Origin of the sequence: Buttiauxella brennerae ATCC 51605, assembly GCF_001654925.1 — a bacterium.
Lineage (GTDB): Bacteria > Pseudomonadota > Gammaproteobacteria > Enterobacterales > Enterobacteriaceae > Buttiauxella > Buttiauxella brennerae.
This window is the reverse complement of record NZ_LXER01000019.1, coordinates 24273-48077: the sequence shown is the minus strand read 5'-3', so window position 1 is coordinate 48077 and position 23805 is coordinate 24273. Positions and strand designations below refer to the sequence as shown.

Below are 23805 nucleotides of genomic sequence, written 5' to 3'. Positions count from 1 at the left end.
GTGTTACTCCATCATCTTCTCAATTGGTAACACCAGAATCGAACTGGCACCCAGCGCTTTCAGTTTCTCCATGGTTTCCCAGAACAGCGTTTCGCTGCTCACCATGTGCATTGCTACACGCTGTTGGTCCCCTGCCAGCGGCAGAATGGTTGGGCGTTCAGCGCCTGGCAGCAGAGAAATAATCTCATCCAGACGCTCGCTTGGTGCATGCAACATAATGTATTTCGATTCACGCGCCTGAATCACGCCCTGAATACGGGTCATCAGTTTGTCGATGAGCTGTTGCTTGGCTTCAGGCATTTCACCGTCGCGTTGGATCAGGCAGGCTTTGGAGCGGTAAATCACTTCAACTTCACGCAGGCCGTTGGCTTCAAGCGTTGCGCCAGTGGAAACCAGGTCACAAATGGCATCCGCCAGACCCGCACGTGGAGCCACTTCAACAGAACCGTTCAACAGGCAGGATTTGAACTGCACACCTTTGCCATCAAGGTAACGCTTCAACAGGTGAGGGTAAGAAGTCGCGATACGCTTATTATTCAGGCTGGCTGGGCCATCCCAGGGTTCATCAACAGAAATCGCCAGAGAGAAGCGGCAGCCACCGAAATCCAGACGACGCAGCGTGAAATAACGTGGGTCTTCACCCTGAGCGCGACGCGTCAGTAACTCTTCTTCCAGCACGTTCTCGCCGATAATGCCCAGGTCTACTACACCGTCCATAATCAGCCCAGGAATATCGTCATCACGAACACGCAGAATATCGATCGGCATGTTTTCAGCTAACGCAATCAGGCGCTGAGTATGCAGGTTGATTTTTATGCCACAGCGCGCGAGCAATTCGCGTGAATCATCGCTTAAACGGCCTGATTTCTGAATAGCTATGCGTAAACGGTTGTTGTCTAACATGGGTAAATACTCCTGGTAAATTCTTGTCTGACGTCCAAAAAAAAGCCCCCGGAAGAAATCTTCCGGGGGCTTATTGACTCGTTCATGCACCACTGGAAGATTTTTCTGTCTCCCAGCACACATCGCCTGAAAGACTAGTCAGGATGATGGTGATGATGGTGATTGGTATTTTGAACGCGTGTCATAAAATTCTCGTATGAATGTTTATTCATGATGTGCTTTAACGTAAACCATATTTAGTCCGTTGTGCAAGGGCTTTTTATCCCCTCAATTAATATTCTGTTTAGTGCCACTGATTGTCAGTTGTCGTAACGTGGCGTAGCCTTAATAAGACGCTAAAAATAGCAGCAGAGAGATATGCTGTAATCCAGGAGATAAGACATGAAAAAGGTTGCGATTGTCGGGTTAGGGTGGCTGGGAATGCCATTGGCGCTGTCTTTATCAGCGCGGGGCTGGCAAGTGACAGGAAGTAAAACGACCCTCGATGGTGTGGAAGCCGCGCGAATGTGTGGCATTGACGGTTATCAACTGCAGCTTACTCCTGAACTGGTTTGTGACAGCGACGATCTTGATGCACTGCTGGATGCTGATGCGCTGGTGATAACGCTGCCTGCTCGCCGTACCGGCGAAGGCGACGATTTTTACCTGCAGGCGGTGCAGGAAATTGTCGACAGCGCGTTGGCTCATAATATCCCGCGTATCATTTTTACCAGCTCCACGTCGGTGTATGGCGAAACAGAAGGCAGCGTGAAAGAAACCTCGCCGCTTGAACCTGTGACGGCCAGCGGACGGGTGCTGAAAGAGCTGGAAACCTGGCTGCATGACTTGCCTGGCACTTCAGTAGATATTCTGCGTCTTGCGGGTTTGGTTGGGCCGGAACGCCATCCTGGGCGTTTTCTGGCAGGAAAAACCGATGTCGCAAATGGCGCTCATGGAGTCAATCTGGTACACCTTGAAGATGTTATTTCAGCAATTACACTGTTGTTGCAGGCTCCAAAAGGCGGACACATCTATAATTTATGTGCGCCAGCTCACCCAACGCGTGCTGAGTTCTACTCTTTGATGGCACGCCAGATGAATTTAGACGCACCCGTTTTTCGAACCCAAACGCAAAATGGCCACGGTAAGCTGGTGGATGGCAACCGTATCTGCAATGAACTTGGGTTTGAATATCAGTATCCAAACCCGCTGGTAATGCCCATGCAGTAACCGCTGTGGGGTATTGCTCGTGACTGCCGGGAACGAGTATGAAACCACTGCTGGATGTGCTGATAATTCTCGATACCCTCGATAAAGAAGGGAGCTTTGCTGCGGCGGCAACAAAGCTCTTTAAAACGCCTTCCGCACTCAGTTACACCGTTCAAAAACTCGAAAACGATCTCAACATTCAAATCCTCGACCGTTCAGGCCATCGGGCGCGTTTTACGCGAACAGGCCAGCTTCTGCTGGAAAAAGGGCGCGAAGTGTTGCATACCGTGCGCGAACTGGAACAGCAGGCCATCAAACTTCACCAGGGGTGGGAAAACGAACTGGTGATCGGCGTGGACGATTCGTTTCCCTTTTCGCTGCTGACCCCGCTTATCGAAGCGTTCTACAAAAGCTACAGCGTGACGCGCCTGAAATTCATCAACGGCGTGCTGGGTGGCTCCTGGGAGGCCCTTACCGAAGGGCGGGCGGATATTATTGTCGGCGCCATGAGTGACCCGCCGTCGCTGAGCGGTTTTGGTTTTACGCTCCTTGGCCAACTTGAAAGCATTTTTGTTGTTGCACCTCACCACCCACTTGCTGAAGCTGAAGAACCCCTCACTCGCCGGATAATCAAACGCAGTCGTGCAGTCGTCGTTGGTGACACATCGCGACTTGAACCGTCACGTTCGATGCATTTACTCGAAGAACAAGACGCAATCACCGTTTTCGATTTCAAAACCAAACTCGAGTTGCAAATTAGCGGCATCGGCTGCGGTTACGTTCCCCGTTACATGGCGCAGCGTTTTATCGAAAGTGGCGTACTGGTGGAAAAACAGGTGGTGTCCCATGTGCCTTTTGTGCCGGTGTGGATTGGCTGGAACGAACAGACCGTCGGGCTTGCCAGTGAATGGTGGCGTGAACAAATTACTACAAATTACGCCATAAAACGCATATATGAATCAGCACCGGACTGAGTGGGCATTAACTGTTCGGTTGTGACACAAAACTGTAAGCGCATTTGAGGATAATAATTGAAAGCGATCAGCAAAAGGATGCTATAGAATTCAAAGCTAAATTTTTGGCGTTAGGATAAGGTGCACTGAAAGTGAAATTAATCATACAAATCCCTTGTTTCAATGAGGCAGAAACGCTAGCTATCGCACTTGATGCGCTACCGAAGCATGTTGCAGGATTTGATGAAGTTGAGTGGTTAATTATTGATGATGGCAGTACTGATGATACCATTAACGTAGCCAAGATGAATGGTGTTGACCACATAATAAAGCATACAGCCAATAAAGGGCTGGCTAAAGCCTTTATGACGGGACTTGATGCATGTCTAACTCTGAATGCTGATGTTATTATTAATACTGATGCTGACAATCAATATTGTGCTGATGATATACCATTACTGGTTGCTCCGATTCTTGAACATCGTGCAGAAATGGTTATCGGTGAGAGACCAATTTCAGCAATACAGCATTTCTCTCCCATAAAGAAATGTCTTCAAAAAATAGGTAGTTGGGTTGTTCGTGTAGCAAGTAAAACAGACGTTCCTGATGCACCTAGCGGTTTTAGAGCGATGTCCCGTGCCACAGCACAAAAATTAATGGTTTTTAATGATTATACTTATACCCTTGAAACGATAATTCAGGCAGGACAAAAAAATATTACTATTACTTCTGTTCCAGTTCGTGTTAATGATGATTTACGACCATCACGTTTAGTTAAAAGTATTACTTCATACATTAAACGTAGCATCGTGACAATTATTAGAATATTTGTAATCTATCGTCCTTTCCGTTTTTTTGGCACTATTGGAGCTGTTCTGTTTTTCGCCGGCTTTCTGCTTGGCATTCGATTCTTGTTTAAGTTCTTAACTGGAGATGGCAATGGGTATGTGCAGTCATTAATTCTAGCTTCTGTATTGATGGGTATGGGTTTTCAAACCATTTTGATTGCATTTGTCACGGACCTTCTGTCGGCAAATAGGAAATTACTTGAAGATTTACGCTTCAAAGTCGCGCAGTTAAATGTCGATTCAATTAATAAAGATAATCACAATTAATAATAACCTAAATCGATGAGGTGGTTATGAGTTTCAAAGTTTCCGGTGGAAAAATTGAAGATGGGATTGTATTTGGCAATGCTTTTGATAAATATGGCTCCAAGAATCCTATTGTTAAATGGATAATGAGCGGTTTTGACTCCTCTCTTGAACATTTTGTGGTGCATGCAAATCCCGAAACTATTCATGAAGTTGGTTGTGGAGAAGGATTTTGGGTAAACAAATGGAATAGTCAGGGTCTTAAAGCTGTTGGTAGTGATTTTTCACATGATGTTATTTCCCTTGCAAGGGAAAATGCGACAGCCGCGAATCTTATGCCTGATGTGTTTAATGTTAAGAGTATCTATGATCTCAAGGAAGGAATTGATAGTGCTGATTTAATTGTATGTTGTGAAGTTATGGAGCATCTAGAAGAGCCAGATAAAGCAATGAAGATATTGCAGAGTCTGGTTGATAAATATCTTATCATCAGTGTTCCACGTGAACCTATATGGTGCGCCCTCAATATGGCTCGAGGAAAGTATATACGGAATTTTGGCAATACCCCTGGGCATATACAACATTGGTCAAAAAAATCCTTTATAAAATTCATACAGAGTTACTTCAAGGTAATTGAAGTTTCGTCTCCATTTCCTTGGACTATGTTGTTATGTGTCCCTTATGAACAAAAGTAGCCTACGGAAGTTACTTAATTATGCAGGGAGTATTATTGCACTATTTAGCGTAATATTTGTTGTGCATAGAATAGCCGAGTATTGGAAGCGGGTTCCCGATGATACTTTCACATTTAAATTTTTATTATTAATCTTGGTGTTAGCCTGTGTTTATGGTGCAGCCAATATTATTCTTGCTTCTGCATGGCGAATGTTATTGTTAGGGTTACACCAGTCCATCAGTCATCGAGTTGCAACCAGAATTTATGGTTTAACTCAACTGGCGAAGTATGTACCTGGTAACATTTTTCAATTTGCAGGCAGGCAATTACTAACAATGTCATATGGATTTTCTGGAAAAGCGGTTGCTAAAAGTACTGTTCTGGAATTATTGCTTTTGATTGTAAGTGGCGCCACTTTTATTTTTTGGATGCTACCCCTATTATTCCCTGAGTTCAATTTTATTTATGGTTTCTCTCTGTTTACATTCGCCATAATGGCACTTGTTTTCGGATTTGAAATGCAAGGAAAGCGAAATTTAACTAAAATCATGACTAAATATTTTTTATTCTTGTTTATTTCAGGAGGGGTTTTTTTTAGTGTATTGTATTCAATAGTAGATAATTGGGCTGTAGCTCCTACATTTATATTACCGCTAATTGGGGCCTATGTCATCTCTTGGCTTGCGGGACTCATAACACCAGGGTCACCAGCTGGGGTAGGTATCAGAGAGTTTATACTTCTATTATTGTTAAAGCCATTTTTTGCTGAGATTGATATTATCTTGGCTGTTGTCCTAAGTCGTTTCATCACTATTGTTGGTGATTGCTTTTTCTACTTATTTTCTCTCTCTCTCAAATAAGACGGAATCTATGTATAAACAAAAATGTGGTATTGTGTTTATAACACTATTACTTTCTTTATTGTTTCTTGTAATGGCTATGGGCTATATTCTTTCCTATAGTCCAGGAGTCTTCCCTGATGAATTTGCACATATGGCGTATGTCGGAAATGTTATGGATAGGGGTTTTCCAAATTATAGCAGTGGTACTATTCTACCAGGAGGAAAACTAAACTACCTTAATCACCCTGCATTATATTATCTCATTGTTGGTGGATTGGCTAACTTCTTAGACTTGCAAGGTATGTATGCAATGATAGGTCGTTACGTTAATATGCTTATTTCTATTTTGATAATAATTTTTACTTGCAGGATGTTGTATTCTGCAACCAAATCAAAATTATCTACTTTTTGTGGGGGCGCTTTTTTACTTGTTATTCCTATGTTCGTTGTTTCTGGAAGTGCTGTAAGTAATGATCAAATCAATGTTTTGGGGTGTACGCTAGTCCTGCATGGGTTGTTAGATATAATAGAAACTCACAAAGACAATAAATCAATTACTTATAGTGTTATTACTATCTGCATCGGCGGTATTATTGCTGCATTGAGTAAAGCAACAGGATCACTAGCTATAGTATGTTTATTAATATCTGTTTGTTTGTTCAATTTTTCGAAGTTGTCTGAGGTAATTAAAAAAATTACTTTTAGACAATGGGTGATTATAATTTCATCACTTGCAATTATAGCCATATACTATTTAAATATATACGTTGTGTATGGGAGGTTTTATCCTGCCCCTCAGGGTAATCCAGCATTATGGTTTGCTGTTGATCATCCGGGTGCCAAAAGACTCGGTCTTACAGAATTTATAGTTAATTTTTATCAAGCAAATTTAGTTACCCTTACTATACCGTATGGCCATGCTGCAATTAGTGATAACGACATTAGAATTACAGTATTGAAAACTATCTTGCTCATGTTAGTCTGGATGACTATTTTTGTTATAGTAAAAAAACTATCGGTAACGAATTCTTGTTTTAATCTTACCTTTTCATTTGTTATTGCTTTTGCATGCTTTATTATTACCTACTTATTTACTATAAGGCAGTTACATATAAACACAGGTTATTTAGGGGCTATGCAGGCTCGGTATTTTTTTGGCTTTTTACCGGTTTTTTCTTTGGTGATTGCAAAGATTATAGCTATTATAAAAAACAAGGCAGTTAGAGTGATTTTATTTTCTCTTATTGTGTCAGGATTGATCACAGCTCTTTACCCGCCTTTAATTAAATTTTCCGAATTACGCGCTTGGAAATCGCTAACTATCGTAGAACAGCCACTATATAACACTGGCTATGGTTATCTTACTAAAGGGCGTAGATTCGAACAGGTAATTGAAGCTGATTCGAGCACGCTTATAGGTGTTGAATTAATGCTTGCTACATTCGCCCGGCGGAATTATGGTGTATTGACCTTGGAGTTATCCGATCAGGCAGGGAAGGTAATTGCTAGTAATACAGTGAGGTTGGAAACTCTTAAAGATAATAAGTATGCCTGGTTCGATTTTCATCAAGCGGCCTTAACAAAGAACCAAAAGTATAATTTAATTTTAAAGTGTGATGAATGCACGCAGGATAATGCTATTACTTGGTGGGCCGTGAAAAAAGAGTATGAGTCAACAATCTTTTTGCTAACTAAGTTTGGTCCAGGTGTTGGTGGCATTTATCCTAAAGGTAATGCTTATGTAGATGGTAAAGATGTTGGTGGTGCTTTTGCATTTCGCTTGTATTTTTAGATAATATTTTGGCGGGTTATTATTTTTAGCCCGTTTTTTTATTTTAGGTAATTTAAACTATCAGATAGTTGATTTAGCATCATGTTAGTCTAAGATTTAAATCTTGATTCACCATTGTTTTGTGAATATTCAATTGTGTATAGCAACCCATATAATTCGCTCCTTTTGACGGCCTTAACCTTAAATTATATTTTTTTGTGCGCAAGGAGTCTGTATGAAGCAAACCAATCAACAATGGCAGTCACGGCGTGAGCAGGCGGTTCCACACGGAGTCGGCAATGCATTTCCGGTATACATCGATAAAGCGAAAAATGCGGAAATCTGGGATGTGGAAGGGAAACGCTACATTGACTTTGCCTCGGGTATTGCGGTGCTTAATACCGGGCATAACCATCCCGCAGTCATTGATGCGGTGCGTCAACAGCTTGAAAAATTTACCCATCCTTGTTTCCAGGTGACCCCTTACGGCAATTATATTGAGCTTGCCGAACGGCTCAACAAACTGGCGCCGATAAGTGAACCTTGCCAGACACTGTTCCTCACTACGGGGGCGGAGGCGGTTGAAAATGCCATCAAAGTGGCGCGTATTGCGACGGGGCGTTCGGCCATCATTGCATTTCGTGGCGCCTTCCATGGCCGGACTTTATTGGGCATGGCGCTAACGGGCAAAGTGCAACCGTATAAAAAAGGCTATGGTCCGTTCCCTGCAGGTATTTATCATGCGCCTTACCCGGCTGCATATCTTGGCGTGAGTGACACTCAGGCTCTGGCCTCGCTGGCAGGGATTTTTGCCGCAGATGTCTCACCTGATGAGGTCGCCGCCATCATTATTGAGCCAGTGCAAGGGGAAGGGGGTTTCTATGCCGCGTCACCTTCCTTCATGAAGCAACTGCGTGCGCTGTGCGATAAACACGGCATTGTGCTTATCGCCGACGAAATCCAAAGTGGTTTTTGCCGTACTGGCAAAACGTTTGCGATTGAACACAGTGAAGTGGAGCCCGATCTCGTCACTATGGCGAAAAGCCTGGCGGGCGGCTTCCCACTTTCTGCGTTAGTGGGCAAAAAATCGCTGTTCGAAAAAGCGATGCCTGGCGGTCTGGGTGGCACCTATGCGGGCTCGCCTGTGGCCATTGCGGCGGCACTGGCGGTCACTGATGTTATTGAGAAAGAAAACCTCAATCAAAAGGCACAGGAAATTGGCGAGCTCATCACCCATCGTTTGCATGAGATGGTCGAGCAATTTGACTGTATTGGTGATGTGCGTGGTTATGGCGCCATGATTGCAATGGAGCTGGTGGAGGAGCGCGACAGCCACCGTCCAAATAAAGAGTTAACACAAGAACTTGTCAAAGAAGCGGGTAAAAAAGGACTGGTATTACTGTCATGCGGAGTGAGAGCGAATGTCATTCGTTTTCTCGTCCCGTTAACTGCTGAAAAAGAAATTGTTAATGAAGGCCTCAATATCTTGTCATCCTGCCTCGAATTGGTGCAAAATACGCGCCTCACTAAATGAGAACAAAAAACCGACGTTAAACGCGTCGGTTATTTTTTTGCATTAAGTTCTAGTAGTCAAACAGGCATCCGCCAAAAAAACCAAGAGGCCGGGCTTCGTACCGGATAGATACTAGCTTTTAAAAAACGACAGTCGTGTCGCCGAGGAAATTCAGATGGGGCAGCTTTTTGCTTTTGCGCAGGTATTCGCCGTTTGGGGGAATAGCCATGTCGCTTAACGTCACCGCAGGTGCAAAATCTCGTGTTGAACTCCGTAAGAGCCTGACGCTCATTCCGGTTGTTATGATGGGCCTGGCTTATATGCAGCCTATGACCCTGTTCGATACATTTGGTATTGTATCTGGCCTTACCGACGGACATGTCGCTACGGCTTACGCGTTTGCCCTTGTGGCAATTTTGTTCACCGCGTTAAGTTATGGAAAGCTAGTACGCCGCTTCCCATCAGCGGGTTCCGCCTATACCTACGCTCAAAAAGCAATCCACCCGGTGGTTGGCTTTATGGTGGGTTGGTCTGCCTTGCTTGATTATCTGTTTATGCCGATGATCAACATCCTGTTGGCGAAAATCTATTTTGAAGCCCTGGTGCCGTCGATTCCTTCGTGGATTTTCGTGGTGCTGCTGGTTGGCTTTATGACTATCTCCAACCTGCGCGGCATCAAAACAGTGGCTAACTTCAACAGCCTTATTGTTGTGCTGCAAATGATCGTCATGGTGGTCATCACCGGTCTGGTTATTTACGGTGTGGCAAATGGTGAAGGTGCGGGCACATTAACCAGTACTCGTCCGTTCTGGTCGGAACACGCGAACGTCGTGCCGATGATTACCGGAGCGACCATTCTGTGCTTCTCGTTCCTCGGTTTTGACGGCATTAGCTCGTTGTCTGAAGAAACGAAAGATGCAGGCCGCGTCATCCCGAAAGCGATTTTCCTGACGGCCCTGATTGGCGGCGTGATCTTCGTTGTGGTGTCCTACTTCCTGCAACTGTACTTCCCGGATATCTCCCGCTTCCACGATCCGGACGCGTCACAGCCAGAAATCATGCTCTTCGTGGCAGGTAAAACCTTCCAGTTTGGCATCCTGATTTTCTCCTGTGTAACGGTTCTGGCGTCAGGTATGGCGGCACATGCGGGCGTTTCTCGCCTGATGTACGTGATGGGACGTGACGGTGTGTTCCCGGAGCGCTTCTTCGGCTACATCCACCCGAAATGGCGTACCCCGGCACTGAACGTGGTACTGGTCGGTATCATTGCTCTGTTTGCGATTAAGTTTGACCTGGTAACAGCAACCGCGCTGATTAACTTTGGTGCGCTGGTGGCGTTTACCTTCGTTAACCTGTCAGTGATTTCCCAGTTCTGGATTCGTGAAGGGCGCAACAAGTCCATCAAAGATCACATCAACTATTTGGTGCTGCCAATTTGTGGCGCGCTGACAGTGGGTGCGTTGTGGATTAACCTGGAAGAAAGCTCGATGATTCTGGGTCTGATTTGGGCAGCCATCGGCTTAACATATCTGGCCTTCGTGACTCGTCGCTTCCGTAACCCGGTTCCACAGTTCAACGAAGATTTAGCGTAACAGCTAAATACGAAAAAGGCCGCGAAAGCGGCCTTTTTGCTATCTATTACCCTACCAAAAACTGCGCATACTCAAACAACTCCTTAAGCAACGCCGTTTTCTCTTTATTCCCTTCATGCAGGTTATACAGTGCTTCCAGTTCCTGAGCGTAGGCTTGCAATGCTTCCTGAGATAACACATCCCGACGGTGTTCTAACCAGCGCTGCTGCTCTGCTTCATCCAGCGTGCCGGGGAAATTTCGGGCACGGTAGTTAAACAGCAGTTTTTCAATGCGCTTATCAGCGAACGTAATATCCAGAGCCGGCAGATTTTGCGGGTCGGTTTGCAGCACAATGCGCATTGCGGCGCGGTCAGCATCGCTGAAAAAGCCATTATAAAGCTGCGCGTCAACGTTATCAGATGGCACAAAAGGCTCTGCTTCAGCAAAAATAGCAACGGCCTTTTCACGCACTACGGGATGCTCGCGCAACAACTTCAGGTTATCCAGACAACGCTTACGATCGATTCCTAACCGTTCAGCATCTTCCGGGCGCAAGGTGTTCGCCACTGCTAACACCGGGCATTTATTCAAATGAACCAGTTTGATTGGCACCGCTGCGGCATCGCCAAGCGCGGCTTTTGGCGTGTATAAGCGTTCGCGTAACGTATCGGCATCGAGTTCCAGCAGTGGCGAAATATCACCCGCTAAATCGACCATAATCACCGCATTTTTGTTATCCGGGTGCCAGGCCAGCGGCGCAATCCAGCTGGTGTTACCACGCCATGCGCCGAACATGCCGGAAACATGCACCAGTGGTTTCATCTGCGGAATATCAATCAGCGTGTTGAGCTTGTGCTTAGAACGATGGCTGTAGAGGTACTCAAACAAGCGCGGCTGGCGTGTTTTGACTAATTGCGCCATGGCGATAGTGGCGTACACATCTGACATCGCATCGTGCGCATTCGCATGTTCAATGCCATTGGCTTTGGTCAGGTGTTCAAGGCGGAAACTCGGCAGCCCCTCTTCGTTTTCAGGCCAGATAATTCCTTCCGGGCGCAGGGCATAACAGGCGCGCATGACATCGAGTAGATCCCAGCGCGAATTATCGTTCTGCCAGCTCCAGCCATAAGGATCGTAGAAATTACGGTAAAAAATATTACGCGTAACTTCATCATCGAATCGCACGTTGTTGTAACCGATCACGCAGGTTTTCGGCACAGTGAAGATGCTATGAATGCGCTTTGCAAAATCGGCTTCATTAACACCGCGCGCCAGGGCTTGCTGCGGTGTAATGCCGGTAATCATCACCGCTTCTGGCTGAGGTAAATAGTCATCCGCAGGCTTGCAGTAAAAGACTTCTGGCTCACCGATGACATTGAATTGTTCATCGGTACGAATAGCCGCAAATTGCGCTGGGCGGTCAAGGGATGGGCTTTTGCCGAAGGTTTCATAATCATGAAAGAGGAAGGTAGGTTGTTGCGTTGAATTTTCCACGGTTTACCCCCGCCCTTGAGTGATGTTTAACATACTGTTATTAAACTGAAATATCACTAAATAACCCCTTCATACGTCAATCTGCGTCCCTAATTGTTTTTTACTGTCCACTTTAGTCCATGTGATATTGCGTACCAGAAGTGTACCAAACCCACTTTCTGATGCGTACCAAATATTATTATGGCTCTCAGTGACACTAAACTTCGCTCAATACATGGTAAACCATTTTCAAGCCCGCAAGAAGTATCGGATGCTGACGGACTCAGTGTGCGGTACCGGTACAGTAGGGAATCAAAAGCTCAAAGATTGAGTCTCGGGCGATCTCCTGACGTACAACTCAAAGAGGCTAGAGGCATTACTGCCGAATTGAGGATCCCGCATGACTGTAGTGGCATTCTGAATTTGGCCACTATAGTTCGATTACTGTTAAGCAGTGGGTTCAGGAAGATAAGGCTAATAGTCGACGCGCCCGGGTCTGTTCAGACTCCGGAGTTGCAAAGTTCATTCTCAGCCGGCTAATTAATTACTATGGGATTGTTTATTATGAGGCGATCATCGTGAAAGTAGAGGCTGGAAATATTTTCTACGTAAAACCATTTTCACAGTCGCCATCCATCGGTGTTGGGTTCGGTAACCGCTACAGTTGGGTCGAAATCTAGAAAAACAAGACTGTCTGCTGGTGCTGTAGGTGCAAACATTACCACCATTGATGACGACAGCACATTTATTACAGCAATTGCGCCAAATGAATTTGGACTTTGTCTAAAGCTGAATTTTACATGAACATTAACGACACCTAAATGTTGTTGGAATGTTCTACTTGCATCGTTTGCGCTAGTGTTGGGGCTCACCAATGATGGCAATACTGGACTCATAATGATAAGGGCAAGGACGCCCCTATCATATTTCTAAATTAATTAAATTTCAGGTTTATCATTAAATATACATGCTATTTATTACAGATTGAGTTTGAGAAATCTATTAAAGCAAAGTTTCCACGCATAAATATGCTATAGTCGCTTTTTTTTACAAAATTACTTGTGCTGCATAAGTTATATTTAGAAATAGCTTCCTCTGCACTCATGGGACCAGGGTAGGTATACGTATATCCAATTCTTTTCATATATTGAAAACTCCACCACCAGTTAGCAAAATAATTTGGAATCATACTTTTAATTTGAGGGAAAACGCTGGTTGTGTTACTCATGACGGGGGATGTAGGGTATATGCCATTGAACGATAATATTACATTTTCGTTACCTCGATAAATACTCTCTATGTCACCATTTATTTTTGTTGCGGTATTCATGTTTATTAGATCTTGAGATTTTAAAGTGTTGCCATATGCATATGAAAGCACTACAGAATACGTTATTGGTAATAAGCATGAGTAACATGCCTTTGATGCTTTTGGGGGCATAGCAAGAAAAGCCACACCGAAAGAAAAGAAAGAAAAAGCGCCATATGAAATATAAATTCTAGGGGAGAAAAGAATGTTTTCAAGAGTAAGCATTACTCCAAACATGGATATGAACACAATAAGAGGAGAAATTAACATCAACATAGATATTACTATGGATTTCTTTTTGCTGCTCACTGCAAGGATTATGCATGATATCTGAGAAAGCAAGAATAAAAATAATAATACGTACTTCCCGTTATTGTTTAAAATAAAATTTGATACAATGCTTGTCATGGCATCGATATTTATAAAAATATTTACTAAAGCGTAATAAAAATCCACACCTGGGTGGTCAGTCCCGTTGCCACCACTATGTGATGCAGGAAGCACAATGATATAATATATCAGCACTCCAGAAATAAGTGAAATTACTTTTATTGCAATGCCTCTGAATACAATATCAGGTTTGTTTTCATTGATTGCAAGCAATATGAGGTTGAATATTATTAGTATGATCGCTACATTTATCGTTGTTTGATACAGCGACATTGCTGCAACTGTTAGTGCCGACGTGATAATTGCATCAATTTTGGGGGATTTATATATTCTAGATAAAAAAACACAGCACATTACTGCCGTTGATATTGTAATTGAATCAAATCTATACGAAAAAACCTCTAAATAGAAAATATTGAAAACCATTAGTAGAGGTATTATAAATGTCAGGAAGTTTTTGTTTCTATTATTTTCTAAATCCGCTTTCAAGGCAGAAAGCGCCAGGGAAAGTAAAAGAGCAGAAACTATTATGTTTAATGGAAAAATATCAACGAGTCTAGATGAAAGATTGATCGAGCGCATGATGAAGTCCGCTAAAGGTCTTCCATCAATCCCCCAATTGGTATATCCCTCAATAGATCTGCCATTATCATCAATATAATAAAAGTTCGCCATTATTATAGGTAGAGTGAAAAACATAACGGCAAAAAAATATTTTTTTATATTGTTAATCATTTTTTACTCCTAAGGATATAACGAGGGCGTTTTTTTGTTTCTAAATAGATTCTACCTATATATTCACCTAGCACCCCGATACCTATTAATTGCACGCCACCCAAAAACAAAACACAAACAAGTAGTGATGGATAGCCGCGTACGGGATTTCCGAAGGCGAGAGTATCTGCAATCATCCATACGCCATATATAAACGATAGTCCTGCAACGAAAAGGCCCACGTAGCTCCAGATTCTCAACGGGAAGGTAGAGAAGGATGTAATCCCTTCAAGGGCCAGGTTCCATAACTTCCACCCATTGAATTTCGTACTTCCAGCTACACGTTCGGCTCTGGCATATTCAACTACATCAACTTTGCCGCCAACCCAACTCAATATGCCTTTCATGAATAAATTTCGCTCAGGCATAAGTTTGATGTTTTCTACAATTTCGCGTGACATCAGACGGAAATCACCAACATTTTCTTCTATTTTTGGATTGCTGATTTTGTTATGAAGTTTGTAAAACATCTCAGCTGACTTGCGCTTAAGGCGACCGTCTGTGCTTCTGTCAGTGCGTTTTGCGAGAACAATATCTGCACCAGCTTGCCACTTTTCTATAAGATGAGGGATAACTTCAATAGGATCTTGCAGGTCAACGTCAATTGGTATCACTGCGTCGCCAGTGGCATTATCCAAGCCAGCAAATAAAGCAGGCTCTTTGCCAAAGTTACGCGTGAAAGATAGTGCCTTGACCATGCTATCAGATAAAGCCAGTGCGTTTATAATGGCTTCAGTGGAATCTTTGCTGCCGTCATTGATAAAGACGATTTCTACTTCATGTTCTTTCAGCTCATCAAATTCGCGAACTGTTTTATAAAAAATAGGAATCGTGTCCTCTTCATTGAAGACAGGAACAACCAAAGATATTTTCACGCTTTTTCACTCCGGAAAACGATGAATTTAGAATAGAAGAAACCGCAAATGAGACTGATGACTGAGAATCCAATCAGCGTGAACAAGGCTGGTAGCCCGCAGGCATCAGCAAACCAACCGGTAGTCGCACTGAGCACACCCATAAACCCGAGATAAATCAGATACCGGCCAGAAGTGGCTCGCGCTTTGAATGTGTATTTCGCATTAGCGAAGAATGAGAATGTTACAGCTACGCAGAATGCTACGAAGTTAGCCAGAGCCTGGTTAGTGTGGAGCGCATACAAACAAGCGGCAAACACAACCCAGTGGATAGCAGTATTGAAAATACCGACTGTAAAATATTTCGAAAATAGCTTAAGCATTTGTCTGTATGAGTAGTTTTTTGTAGGCGGGGAGTTTAGCACCCAAGAGGAATCTGATCATCCATTGATCAACTACCAATTTGTAGACTACTGGCTATCCGCGCGGCTCTGCGGATACTCAACGATGCTAGGAACGGATAGTTCGACGATGTGCCGGTGATGTGACTTGGAAATCTTGCCATCAAGGTTTCCTTCTATATAGAAGAAGAGGAAGAGATGTTAATTAATGATGAAATCGAGGCAGTGTACCAAATTGCGTACCAATCTCACCGCTTCGTTTCATGAAGTCAGGCGCGGCAAGGGATGGGCTTTTGCCGAAGGTTTCATAATCATGAAAGAGGAAGGTCGGTTGTTGCGTTGAATTTTCCACGGTTTACCCCCGCCCTTGAGTGATGTTTAACATACTGTTATTAAACTGAAATCCCACTAAAACTCTCTCCATGTATCCATCATTATTTGCTGGTGCTGCATAACGCCATGGTAAACCATTAACCCGCCGCCTGCACTACCGGGAAAAGTATCCAATCTGGCGAGTAAATTTGATTATTCATAACTTTTTGCAATTTAATCGCGAAAAAAGTCGCAAACTCCAGTAAAAGAGGCGGCTGAATTTATTGTTACCGAGGGTATATCGTTGAAGATCCGTCTGTTTGCTGTCTGTTCACTGCTTTCTTTATCTGCTCACTCCGTTTTTGCCAACGATACTTTCGTTAATGCGCCACCACCACCACAAATTCAGGCGGGGTCGTGGGTGTTGATGGATTACACCACCGGGCAAATCCTGACTGCGCAAAATGAGCATGTGCGACGTAACCCGGCGAGTCTGACAAAGCTGATGACCGGCTACGTGGTCGATCGCGCCATTGATAGCGGGCGTATCTCGGCAAACGATATGGTCACCGTCGGTAAAGATGCCTGGGCGAAGGGGAATCCTGTGTTTGAAGGTTCATCGCTGATGTTCCTGAAAGCCGGCGACCGACTAACGGTACATGATTTAAGCCGTGGGCTGATTATTGATTCCGGTAATGATGCCTGCGTTGCCCTGGCTGATTATGTTGCGGGTGGCGAGCCACAATTTGTGGCGATGATGAACAAATACGTGCAGCAACTCCGCCTGCGCGATACCCATTTCGAAACGGTGCACGGCCTTGATGCGCCGGGTCAGCACAGTTCAGCCTTCGATCTGGCCGTTCTTTCCCGCGCCATTATTCACGGTGAACCTGATTTCTATCACATGTACAGCGAACGCAGTCTGACATGGAATGGCATTACTCAGCAGAACCGTAATGGCTTGCTGTGGGACAAGGAGCTGAACGTTGATGGCCTGAAAACAGGGCATACAGCCAGTGCGGGCTTTAACTTAATCGCTTCAAGTGTGGTGGGTGAGCGCCGTTTAATTGCCGTCGTCATGGGGGCTGAAAGCCCGAAAGGACGTGAAGATCAGGCGCGTAAATTACTGCACTGGGGCCAGGATAATTTTGATACGGTGCAGGTGCTGCATAAAGGCAAAAAAATTGGCACCGAAGCAATCTGGTATGGCGATCAAAAGAGCGTTGACGTTGGCACCAACCAGGATTTCTACCTCGCGCTGCCGAAGTCGGAAGTGGCTAATATAAAAGCTAAATATGTTCTCGACAGCCAGGAAATTGAAGCGCCGATTGCTGCAAACCAGCAGGTTGGGGAAATCGAACTCTTTGACCGCGACAAACTTATTGCTCACTGGCCACTGGTGACGCTGGCAAACGTTAAAAAGGGCAGTGCATGGTCACGGTTTAGCGACTATTTAAGCCACAAACTGTAACTGAGAACTCAATGTGAAAAGAGCCGACAGCAATGTCGGCTTTTTTTTCGTCAGTCCTCTGCGGCTGAACTACGATCAACAGGCGGATCAACAGGCGAAAGATTTGCTAAAAGCGATCACGCTCGCAAAGTAACCACATCACCCTGACAAAGGATTGTTTCCCAGTCATATAGTGATGTATAAACATACAGTGCTTTTAATCGGGTCAGGAGGTCATATGGAATTTAACGTACAACAAGTGCATGAGCGGAAAGTAGCTGGTTTTCATATGGTAGGGCCGTGGGAAAAAACGGTTCATCAAGGGTTTGAACAGCTTTCTGCGTGGGTGAAAACACACAAAATTGTCGGCGAAGAGTGGCTGGCGGTTTATTACGATAACCCGGACGTCGTGCCTGCGGAAAAGCTGCGCTGCGATACCGTGGTATCGGTGGCTGAAAACTTCACCGTGCCTGAAAACAGTGAAGGCGTTATCACCACCAAAATAGAAGCCGGACAGTATGCGGTGGCGCGTGCCCGTGTTGATGACGGTGATTTTGCCAGGCCGTGGAACCTGTTCTTTGACAGCCTGCTGGCTGACAACCGCTATCAAATGGCACCGAAAGCCTGCTTTGAACACTATCTTAACGATGGATCAGAAAGCGGAGTCTGGGAAATAGATATGTATATTCCCGTGGCAGATCAAGTCTGATGCTAAAGGGGGCACAAGCCCCCTAACTTTGTGAGGTTCATTCCAAAAAAACAGGTACAATCCCATTTTTGTTTTCAGGAGAGCCGGGTGTGCGTCCCGACAAATCACTAAGTCCTTTTGAGCTCAGCGTTTATCGCAATTACCGAATTGTTCATGGCGTTCGCATTGCGCTGGCCTTCGTCCTTACTTTTCTTATCGTTCATTTACTGAAAGTACCAGAAGGCACATGGCCGTTAATCACGTTAGTCGTGGTGATGGGGCCAATCTCCTTTTGGGGGAACGTGGTACCGCGGGCTTTTGAACGTATTGGTGGCACCATTTGCGGTGCTGCAATGGGTCTGGTCGCCCTGAAACTGGAACTGTTTTCATTGCCACTGATGCTGGTGTGGTGTGCCATCGCCATGTTTATTTGTGGTTATCTGGCACTGGGCAAACGCCCATACCAGGCTCTGCTGATTGGTATCACTTTGGCTGTCGTGGTGGGTGCGCCTGCAGGCGACATGGAAATTGCGATGTGGCGAAGTGGCGATGTTATCTTCGGCTCATTGCTGGCGATGCTGTTTACCAGCATTTATCCGCAGCGCGCGTTTATCCACTGGCGCATCCAGATGGCGAATTTCGTCACCGCTTTTGGCCGAGTCTATAACGCAGGCTTTTCCCCCAATCTGTTAGACCGCCCGCGCCTTGAAAAACACTTGCAGCAAGTGCTGAGCGATGTGGTGAGAATGCGTGCACTGATTGGCCCGAGCAGCAAAGAAACGCACATCCAAAAATCTATTCTGGAAGCCATACAAACCGTGAGTCGCAATATGGTTTGCACCCTCGAGTTGCAGATAAACGCTTACTGGGCTTCTCGTGAAAGCCATTTTCTGATGATCAACGCACACACGTTGCGCGATACACAGCAGATGACTCAGCGCACGCTTAGCGCCATCGCGCATGCTTTGCTCGACGGCAACCCATCGCCGATTTCCGCAAATAACGAAAAGCTGACCGAAACCGTCAAAGAATTGCGCCAGCTGATGCAGGAAGGGCAAAACGGTGAACTTCAGGAAACGCCTATTCATGGCTATGTGTGGTTAAGTCTTGAGCTGGCTCGCCAGCTAGAATTGCTGTCACAGTTGATCTGCCGCGCGTTACGCAAATAATTGCGAGGGCTGAGGCGAATTGCTGGTTTCGATTCAGCATCAATTGAGGTTAAGATAGCGAAACAGACTGATCGCCTGTACTGTTCGGGATATCACCCTGCGCCACGCAGCTTGAGTCAGTGGCTGGGTGAGGGAGTGCAGCCAACGAGCCTGCACCCGAATCGGGACGGGGATAAAAGAATTGTCAGCGGCCGCCGCTACCATTAAGGTTATCTTATGGCGGTTGTCTTAACGAATCCGAGTATGAAATTAGCAGGGGTATAAAAATGGAACCAATCAAACCATCTTTCCAGGACGTGCTTGAGTTCGTACGTCTGTTCCGTCGCAAAAACAAACTGCAACGTGAAATCCAGGACGTACAGAAAAAGATCCGTGATAACTCAAAACGCGTTCTGCTGCTTGATAACCTGAGCGATTACATCAAACCAGGTATGAGCATTGAAGCTATTCAAGGCATCATCGCCAGCATGAAAACCGACTATGAAGACCGTGTTGATGACTACATCATCAAGAATGCTGAGCTGTCTAAAGAACGTCGTGAAATTTCCAAAAAGTTGAAAGTGATGGGCGAAACCAAGCCTGAGTAAATTTACCCGTCATACTTCGAGCGGCCTCTGCGTTGGCTTTCCTCGCTCACCCTTGTCACTTACTGATGTAAGCTCCAGGGGATTGATTGCGTCGCCGCCTTGATGCAACTCGAATTATTTAGGGTAAATAGTGTTGATTTTGATAACCGCCGATTCGGCGGTTTTTTTTCGCAAGAACTTAACGCACGCCACCTTCAATCGTCTTCACCAGATGTTGCTGCGGATAAGGCACATCAATAGCGAACTGATTAATCTGCCAGAGTAATTTCCCAACATCATGCTTACTGGTATCAAGCATCAACCCCACAGCGCTCCCGCTGTGCGCCACGTTCACACCGAATAAATCAAACTCTTCAACTAGCGCTAACAGCTGCGAAAACATCGGTTTTGGCAGTAACGCCTGGCTGGCGATCGCGCTTTGTGTGGCGGCTTCTCCCAACAAGCGGGGATCTTGCATCCTGCAACTTTGTTGCAAGCGAAGCCACGCGTCATCAAGTACTGCGGCATGGCTAATTAACGCAGATTCGCGCTGATGACGACGGTAGTCCTCAGTCAGAATCGTGGTATCACTTTCAAGCAACAGGATATCCATAGCTGGCGCGGCCTGGCAGCTAAACTGAGTTTGCGCATTCAGATGGGAGAACAGCGTCGGCAAAACAAAAATCGTGCTGTCGGTCGGTTCAATGTTTACACATAAAGCCGCAAGGGTGGATTCGCTGAGCGTTTCACCCAAATACCGGGCGGTCGCCACTGCCGTTGCGGCAATATCTGCGGTGCTGCTCGCAAGGCCTTTACCTACGGGGATCGTGGACTCCAGAGCCGTGCTCAGGCTCTCTGATAATGCAGCGGGGTAGCCGAAATACGCCACCACCTGTTCCAGCATCTGGCGCATACGCGGGCGCTCAGTTGGTTTTTTTGCACCATCACGCACTTCAACGGTGCTAAACCAGTCTATCGGGCAGGACACCAGTTTTTCGCTGCCGCTAATCCATCCCTGAATAAATTCCCCACAAGATGCCGGGCACCTCGCTTCAGCCATCTTTTGGGCAACGCTCATTCATGCTGGGATTCATTATTTCATTACCTCAGGGCTTAAAAAATCAGTAAAAATTGTTATAGCGCAACACTCAATATCTATTAGCTTTTACACTGTGCCAGCTTTTACATATTCACGTGCATGATAATTTGAGAATCATGCACGATACAACTGACTCGTTTATGCCATGTGTGACACATGGCTGGGAAGGGGGTGAAACTCCCCCGCAGCCCCCGCTGCTGTGATGCCGACGAACCCGCGTAACCACTGATCTTTGATTGGGAAGGGCGGATGAGGATGAAGCTAAGCCAGAAGACCGACTCGTCAGAATACTTTTGATACTTCAAGTTGCAGAGCCTTGCCTGCACTGCGAATTATCTGGACTCACAACAACTCCTTCGGTGGGAAGCCAGTTGTCATCAGATGCGTGCAGCCGCAAGGTGCGCGCACGTGCTGACATCCGCATTTTGCTGAAGTAAGTAAAAAGGCAATTATGGCAGGGGCAGCGAAACAAGCATTCGTTATTGCAGGAACCAGCAGTGGCTGCGGTAAAACTACCGTCACGCTCGGGCTGCTCCGTGCCCTCATGCTGCGCGGCCTGCGCGTTCAACCCTTCAAAATCGGCCCCGATTACCTCGACAGCGGCTGGCACAGTGCCGTGACCGGCATATCTTCGCGTAATCTCGATGCATTCATGCTGCCCACGTCAACCCTTAACGGTCTGTTTGCAAAACAAATGCAGCACGCTGATGTCGCCGTTATCGAAGGCGTGATGGGGCTGTACGACGGTTACGGAACGGACCCCAACTATTGCAGCAGCGCGGCGATGGCAAAACAGCTTGGTTGCCCGGTGATTTTGCTGGTCGATGGCAAAGCCGTGTCCACGTCCATTGCGGCTACAGTCATGGGGTTTCAGCGCTTTGACCCCACGCTGAACATTGCCGGAGTCATACTTAATCGCGTCAACAGCGATAGCCATTATCAGTTGCTTGCCGATGCGATTACCCGATATTGCGGGCTACCGGTGTTGGGGCGAGTACCCGTTATGGCTGATGTGACTTTACCCTCGCGCCACCTCGGACTTGTTCCGGCGCAAGAGCATTCACGGCAAGAACACTCCCCGCAAGATGAACGCTGGCAGCGCCTGGCGCAGCAGCTTGAAGAAACCGTTGATATCGACCACCTGCTGGCGTTATCTCACCTAAATTCTCTGCCGCACGGCGAAGCCCCCGCGATTGCTGACGAAGCCTTAGCGCATGGGCTAACCGTTGCCGTTGCCGAAGACGAAGCCTTCAACTTTTACTACCCGGATAACCTCGACATGCTCGAGCAGGCCGGGGTGAAAATCCAGCGTTTCAGCCCGTTGCATGATTCTCGACTCCCCGACTGCCAGATGATCTGGCTCGGTGGCGGTTACCCCGAAGTCCATGCCGCAAAACTCGCCGCCAATTCCGCCATGCGTGAGTCCTTGCGTGAAGCGCATCAACGCCATATTCCGCTGTACGCCGAATGCGGTGGGTTGATGTATCTGGGGGAATCTCTGACCGATGGCAATGGCGAAACTCATGCAATGTGCGGCGTGCTGCCAGGCCACAGCCAGATGGGTAAACGGCTAACACGTTTCGGCTACTGCGAAGCCACCGCGCTGCACGACACTTTGCTTGCCAGAAAAGGTGAAACCCTGCGTGGCCACGAGTTCCATTACTCGGATTTCAGCGGCTCGTTACCTGCTGCACTCGATTGCTGCAAATGGCGCGATGGTGTCGCTATTTCACGCTGGCAGGGTGGAGTTCAGCAACACGCGACTTTTGCCAGCTATCTGCACATTCATTTTGCCCAACGTCCTGGCTTGCTTTCTAACTGGCTCAAACTTGCGAGGAATCACCTATGACATTACTTGCCTGGGGAGCGGCATGGTTGTTGGATTATTGGTTCGGCGACCCGCCGCACTGGCCACATCCTGTTCGCTGGATTGGCAATCTCATCAGCGTAGCGCAGCGAGCCATTCGCCATTGCTGCAAAACTGAGCTGGCACTGAAAATCGGTGGTGGCGTGCTGTGGCTGGTGGTGGTTGGCACGACCTGGGGCGTGAGTTGGGGATTGTTGCACATCGCAAACCTGGTCTCTCCATGGCTGGGTTGGCTGGTGGAAGTGTGGATGATTTACACCGTGCTTGCCGCCCGTTGCCTGGGGGATGCAGCAATGGAGGTTTACCGCGCCTTAAAAGACGGCACGCTGGCTGAAAGCCGCGAGAAATTATCCTGGATAGTCGGGCGCGACACCTCGCAACTTGAGCGCCCGCAAATCACCCGCGCAGTGGTAGAAACCGTCGCTGAAAACAGTGTTGATGGCGTGATTGCTCCGCTGTTTTTCTTAATGTTGGGCGGCGCACCGCTGGCCATGGCCTACAAAGCGGTTAACACCCTTGATTCAATGGTGGGTTACAAAACCGAAAAATACCGCGCTATCGGTATGGTCAGCGCTCGCCTTGACGACGTCGCCAACTTTATTCCGGCGCGCCTGAGCTGGCTGCTGTTAAGCATCTCGGCCTGGTGCGTGCGGGCTGATTTTAGACGCGCATTGCACATCGGCTGGCGCGACCGCTATCAGCACAGCAGCCCGAACTGCGCCTGGCCTGAGGCCACGGTTGCCGGTGCGCTGGGTATCCGCCTGGGCGGGCCGAACACCTATTTTGGCGAACGGGTAGAAAAACCCTGGATGGGTGATGAACGGCGCGGTATCGCGCTCGACGATATTACCCGCACCATTCAACTCATGATGTTGGCCTCACTGCAGGCTTTGCTGCTGTTCGCCGCATTGCGCGCACTCGCGCTTGGCACCGCTTAAGGA

Annotated in this window: 22 protein-coding genes, 1 pseudogene, 1 riboswitch and 1 other annotated feature; of the genes and pseudogenes, 15 read left to right on the top strand and 8 right to left on the bottom strand. The window is 46.5% G+C overall.

All coding sequences use genetic code 11. The features are described 5' to 3' along the window. Positions 1–3 precede the first annotated feature (3 nt). Both hisG and hisL read right to left on the bottom strand, forming a co-directional pair. Entirely contained in the window at positions 4–903 is a 900-nt protein-coding gene (gene hisG / locus M975_RS11445) for an ATP phosphoribosyltransferase (protein WP_064545284.1), read from the bottom strand. A 36-nt stretch (positions 904–939) separates the two neighbouring features. Further along, positions 940–1062: a sequence feature (His leader region), on the bottom strand. Beyond that, entirely contained in the window at positions 1038–1088 is a 51-nt protein-coding gene (gene hisL, locus M975_RS22965) for a his operon leader peptide (RefSeq protein WP_202914407.1), read from the bottom strand. Its footprint overlaps the feature before it by 25 nt. A gap of 196 nt (positions 1089–1284) precedes the next feature. Between hisL and M975_RS11440 the strand changes: the two genes are divergently transcribed. From M975_RS11440 to M975_RS11405, 8 genes are all read left to right on the top strand, one after another. After that, entirely contained in the window at positions 1285–2112 is an 828-nt protein-coding gene (locus M975_RS11440; protein WP_064559435.1) for an SDR family oxidoreductase, read from the top strand. 38 nt (positions 2113–2150) lie between these two features. Further along, positions 2151–3065, top strand: coding sequence for a LysR substrate-binding domain-containing protein (locus tag M975_RS11435; RefSeq protein WP_064559433.1), 915 nt, complete (start codon positions 2151–2153; stop codon positions 3063–3065). 131 nt (positions 3066–3196) lie between these two features. Continuing rightward, a complete protein-coding gene (locus M975_RS11430) occupies positions 3197–4159 on the top strand; it encodes a glycosyltransferase family 2 protein (protein WP_064559431.1) in 963 nt (320 codons plus the stop codon). Positions 4160–4185: 26 nt separating this feature from the next. Beyond that, a complete protein-coding gene (locus tag M975_RS11425; RefSeq protein WP_064559429.1) occupies positions 4186–4833 on the top strand; it encodes a class I SAM-dependent methyltransferase in 648 nt (215 codons plus the stop codon). Further along, positions 4820–5674, top strand: a complete 855-nt coding sequence (locus tag M975_RS11420) for a hypothetical protein (RefSeq protein ID WP_064559427.1) — start codon at positions 4820–4822, stop codon at positions 5672–5674. The genes M975_RS11425 and M975_RS11420 overlap by 14 nt, the downstream gene beginning before the upstream one ends. A gap of 10 nt (positions 5675–5684) precedes the next feature. Further along, positions 5685–7448: a hypothetical protein gene (locus M975_RS11415; RefSeq protein ID WP_064559425.1), complete on the top strand. Its 1764-nt coding sequence runs from the start codon at positions 5685–5687 to the stop codon at positions 7446–7448. A gap of 214 nt (positions 7449–7662) precedes the next feature. Continuing rightward, on the top strand, positions 7663–8961 hold the full coding sequence (gene gabT, locus M975_RS11410; protein ID WP_064559423.1) for a 4-aminobutyrate--2-oxoglutarate transaminase: 1299 nt from the start codon (positions 7663–7665) through the stop codon (positions 8959–8961). Positions 8962–9167: 206 nt separating this feature from the next. Further along, positions 9168–10532, top strand: coding sequence for an APC family permease (locus M975_RS11405; RefSeq protein ID WP_064512283.1), 1365 nt, complete (start codon positions 9168–9170; stop codon positions 10530–10532). Positions 10533–10578: 46 nt separating this feature from the next. Here M975_RS11405 and sbcB read toward each other — a convergent pair whose 3' ends face one another. Beyond that, positions 10579–12006, bottom strand: a complete 1428-nt coding sequence (sbcB, locus tag M975_RS11400) for an exodeoxyribonuclease I (RefSeq protein WP_064559421.1) — start codon at positions 12004–12006, stop codon at positions 10579–10581. Positions 12007–12186: 180 nt separating this feature from the next. On the opposite strand from sbcB, the pseudogene M975_RS23410 reads away from it, so the two are divergent. Next, a pseudogene (locus M975_RS23410) lies at positions 12187–12378 on the top strand (Arm DNA-binding domain-containing protein); the annotation flags it as partial. Between the two features lie 577 nt (positions 12379–12955). Here the strand turns inward: M975_RS23410 and M975_RS11395 are convergent. The 4 genes from M975_RS11395 to M975_RS22960 all read right to left on the bottom strand — a co-directional run bounded on the left by M975_RS11395 (position 12956) and on the right by M975_RS22960 (position 16065). Beyond that, positions 12956–14419 carry a glucosyltransferase domain-containing protein gene (locus M975_RS11395; RefSeq protein ID WP_064559419.1) on the bottom strand — a complete coding sequence of 488 codons (1464 nt, stop codon included), beginning with the start codon at positions 14417–14419 and terminating at the stop codon, positions 12956–12958. Continuing rightward, on the bottom strand, positions 14416–15333 hold the full coding sequence (locus M975_RS11390) for a glycosyltransferase family 2 protein (protein WP_064559417.1): 918 nt from the start codon (positions 15331–15333) through the stop codon (positions 14416–14418). Before M975_RS11390 ends, M975_RS11395 begins: the two co-directional genes overlap by 4 nt. After that, complete coding sequence (locus tag M975_RS11385) at positions 15330–15695, bottom strand: GtrA family protein (protein ID WP_064559593.1); 366 nt, start codon at positions 15693–15695, stop codon at positions 15330–15332. The genes M975_RS11390 and M975_RS11385 overlap by 4 nt, the downstream gene beginning before the upstream one ends. A 223-nt stretch (positions 15696–15918) precedes the next feature. Then, positions 15919–16065, bottom strand: a complete 147-nt coding sequence (locus M975_RS22960; RefSeq protein WP_157093372.1) for a hypothetical protein — start codon at positions 16063–16065, stop codon at positions 15919–15921. Between the two features lie 264 nt (positions 16066–16329). On the opposite strand from M975_RS22960, the gene dacD reads away from it, so the two are divergent. The 4 genes from dacD (at position 16330) to M975_RS11365 (ending at position 19919) form a co-directional block, all read left to right on the top strand. Further along, a complete protein-coding gene (dacD, locus tag M975_RS11380; protein WP_064559415.1) occupies positions 16330–17496 on the top strand; it encodes a serine-type D-Ala-D-Ala carboxypeptidase DacD in 1167 nt (388 codons plus the stop codon). A gap of 217 nt (positions 17497–17713) precedes the next feature. Next, entirely contained in the window at positions 17714–18184 is a 471-nt protein-coding gene (gene sbmC, locus M975_RS11375; RefSeq protein WP_064559413.1) for a DNA gyrase inhibitor SbmC, read from the top strand. An 89-nt stretch (positions 18185–18273) separates the two neighbouring features. Then, positions 18274–19332 (top strand): FUSC family protein, encoded by a 1059-nt coding sequence (locus M975_RS11370; protein WP_064559411.1) that lies wholly within the window; start codon positions 18274–18276, stop codon positions 19330–19332. Between the two features lie 266 nt (positions 19333–19598). After that, on the top strand, positions 19599–19919 hold the full coding sequence (locus M975_RS11365; RefSeq protein WP_064559409.1) for a DUF496 family protein: 321 nt from the start codon (positions 19599–19601) through the stop codon (positions 19917–19919). 178 nt (positions 19920–20097) lie between these two features. On the opposite strand, the gene M975_RS11360 is transcribed toward M975_RS11365, so the two are convergent. Continuing rightward, complete coding sequence (locus tag M975_RS11360) at positions 20098–20958, bottom strand: GHMP family kinase ATP-binding protein (protein ID WP_064559592.1); 861 nt, start codon at positions 20956–20958, stop codon at positions 20098–20100. 160 nt (positions 20959–21118) lie between these two features. Continuing rightward, positions 21119–21290: riboswitch (cobalamin riboswitch) on the top strand. A gap of 158 nt (positions 21291–21448) precedes the next feature. On the opposite strand from M975_RS11360, the gene M975_RS11355 reads away from it, so the two are divergent. Both M975_RS11355 and cbiB read left to right on the top strand, forming a co-directional pair. Continuing rightward, positions 21449–22846 (top strand): cobyrinic acid a,c-diamide synthase CobB, encoded by a 1398-nt coding sequence (locus M975_RS11355; protein ID WP_064559407.1) that lies wholly within the window; start codon positions 21449–21451, stop codon positions 22844–22846. Continuing rightward, positions 22843–23802: an adenosylcobinamide-phosphate synthase CbiB gene (gene cbiB, locus M975_RS11350; protein WP_064559405.1), complete on the top strand. Its 960-nt coding sequence runs from the start codon at positions 22843–22845 to the stop codon at positions 23800–23802. Before M975_RS11355 ends, cbiB begins: the two co-directional genes overlap by 4 nt. The last annotated feature ends 3 nt before the right edge of the window (positions 23803–23805 follow it).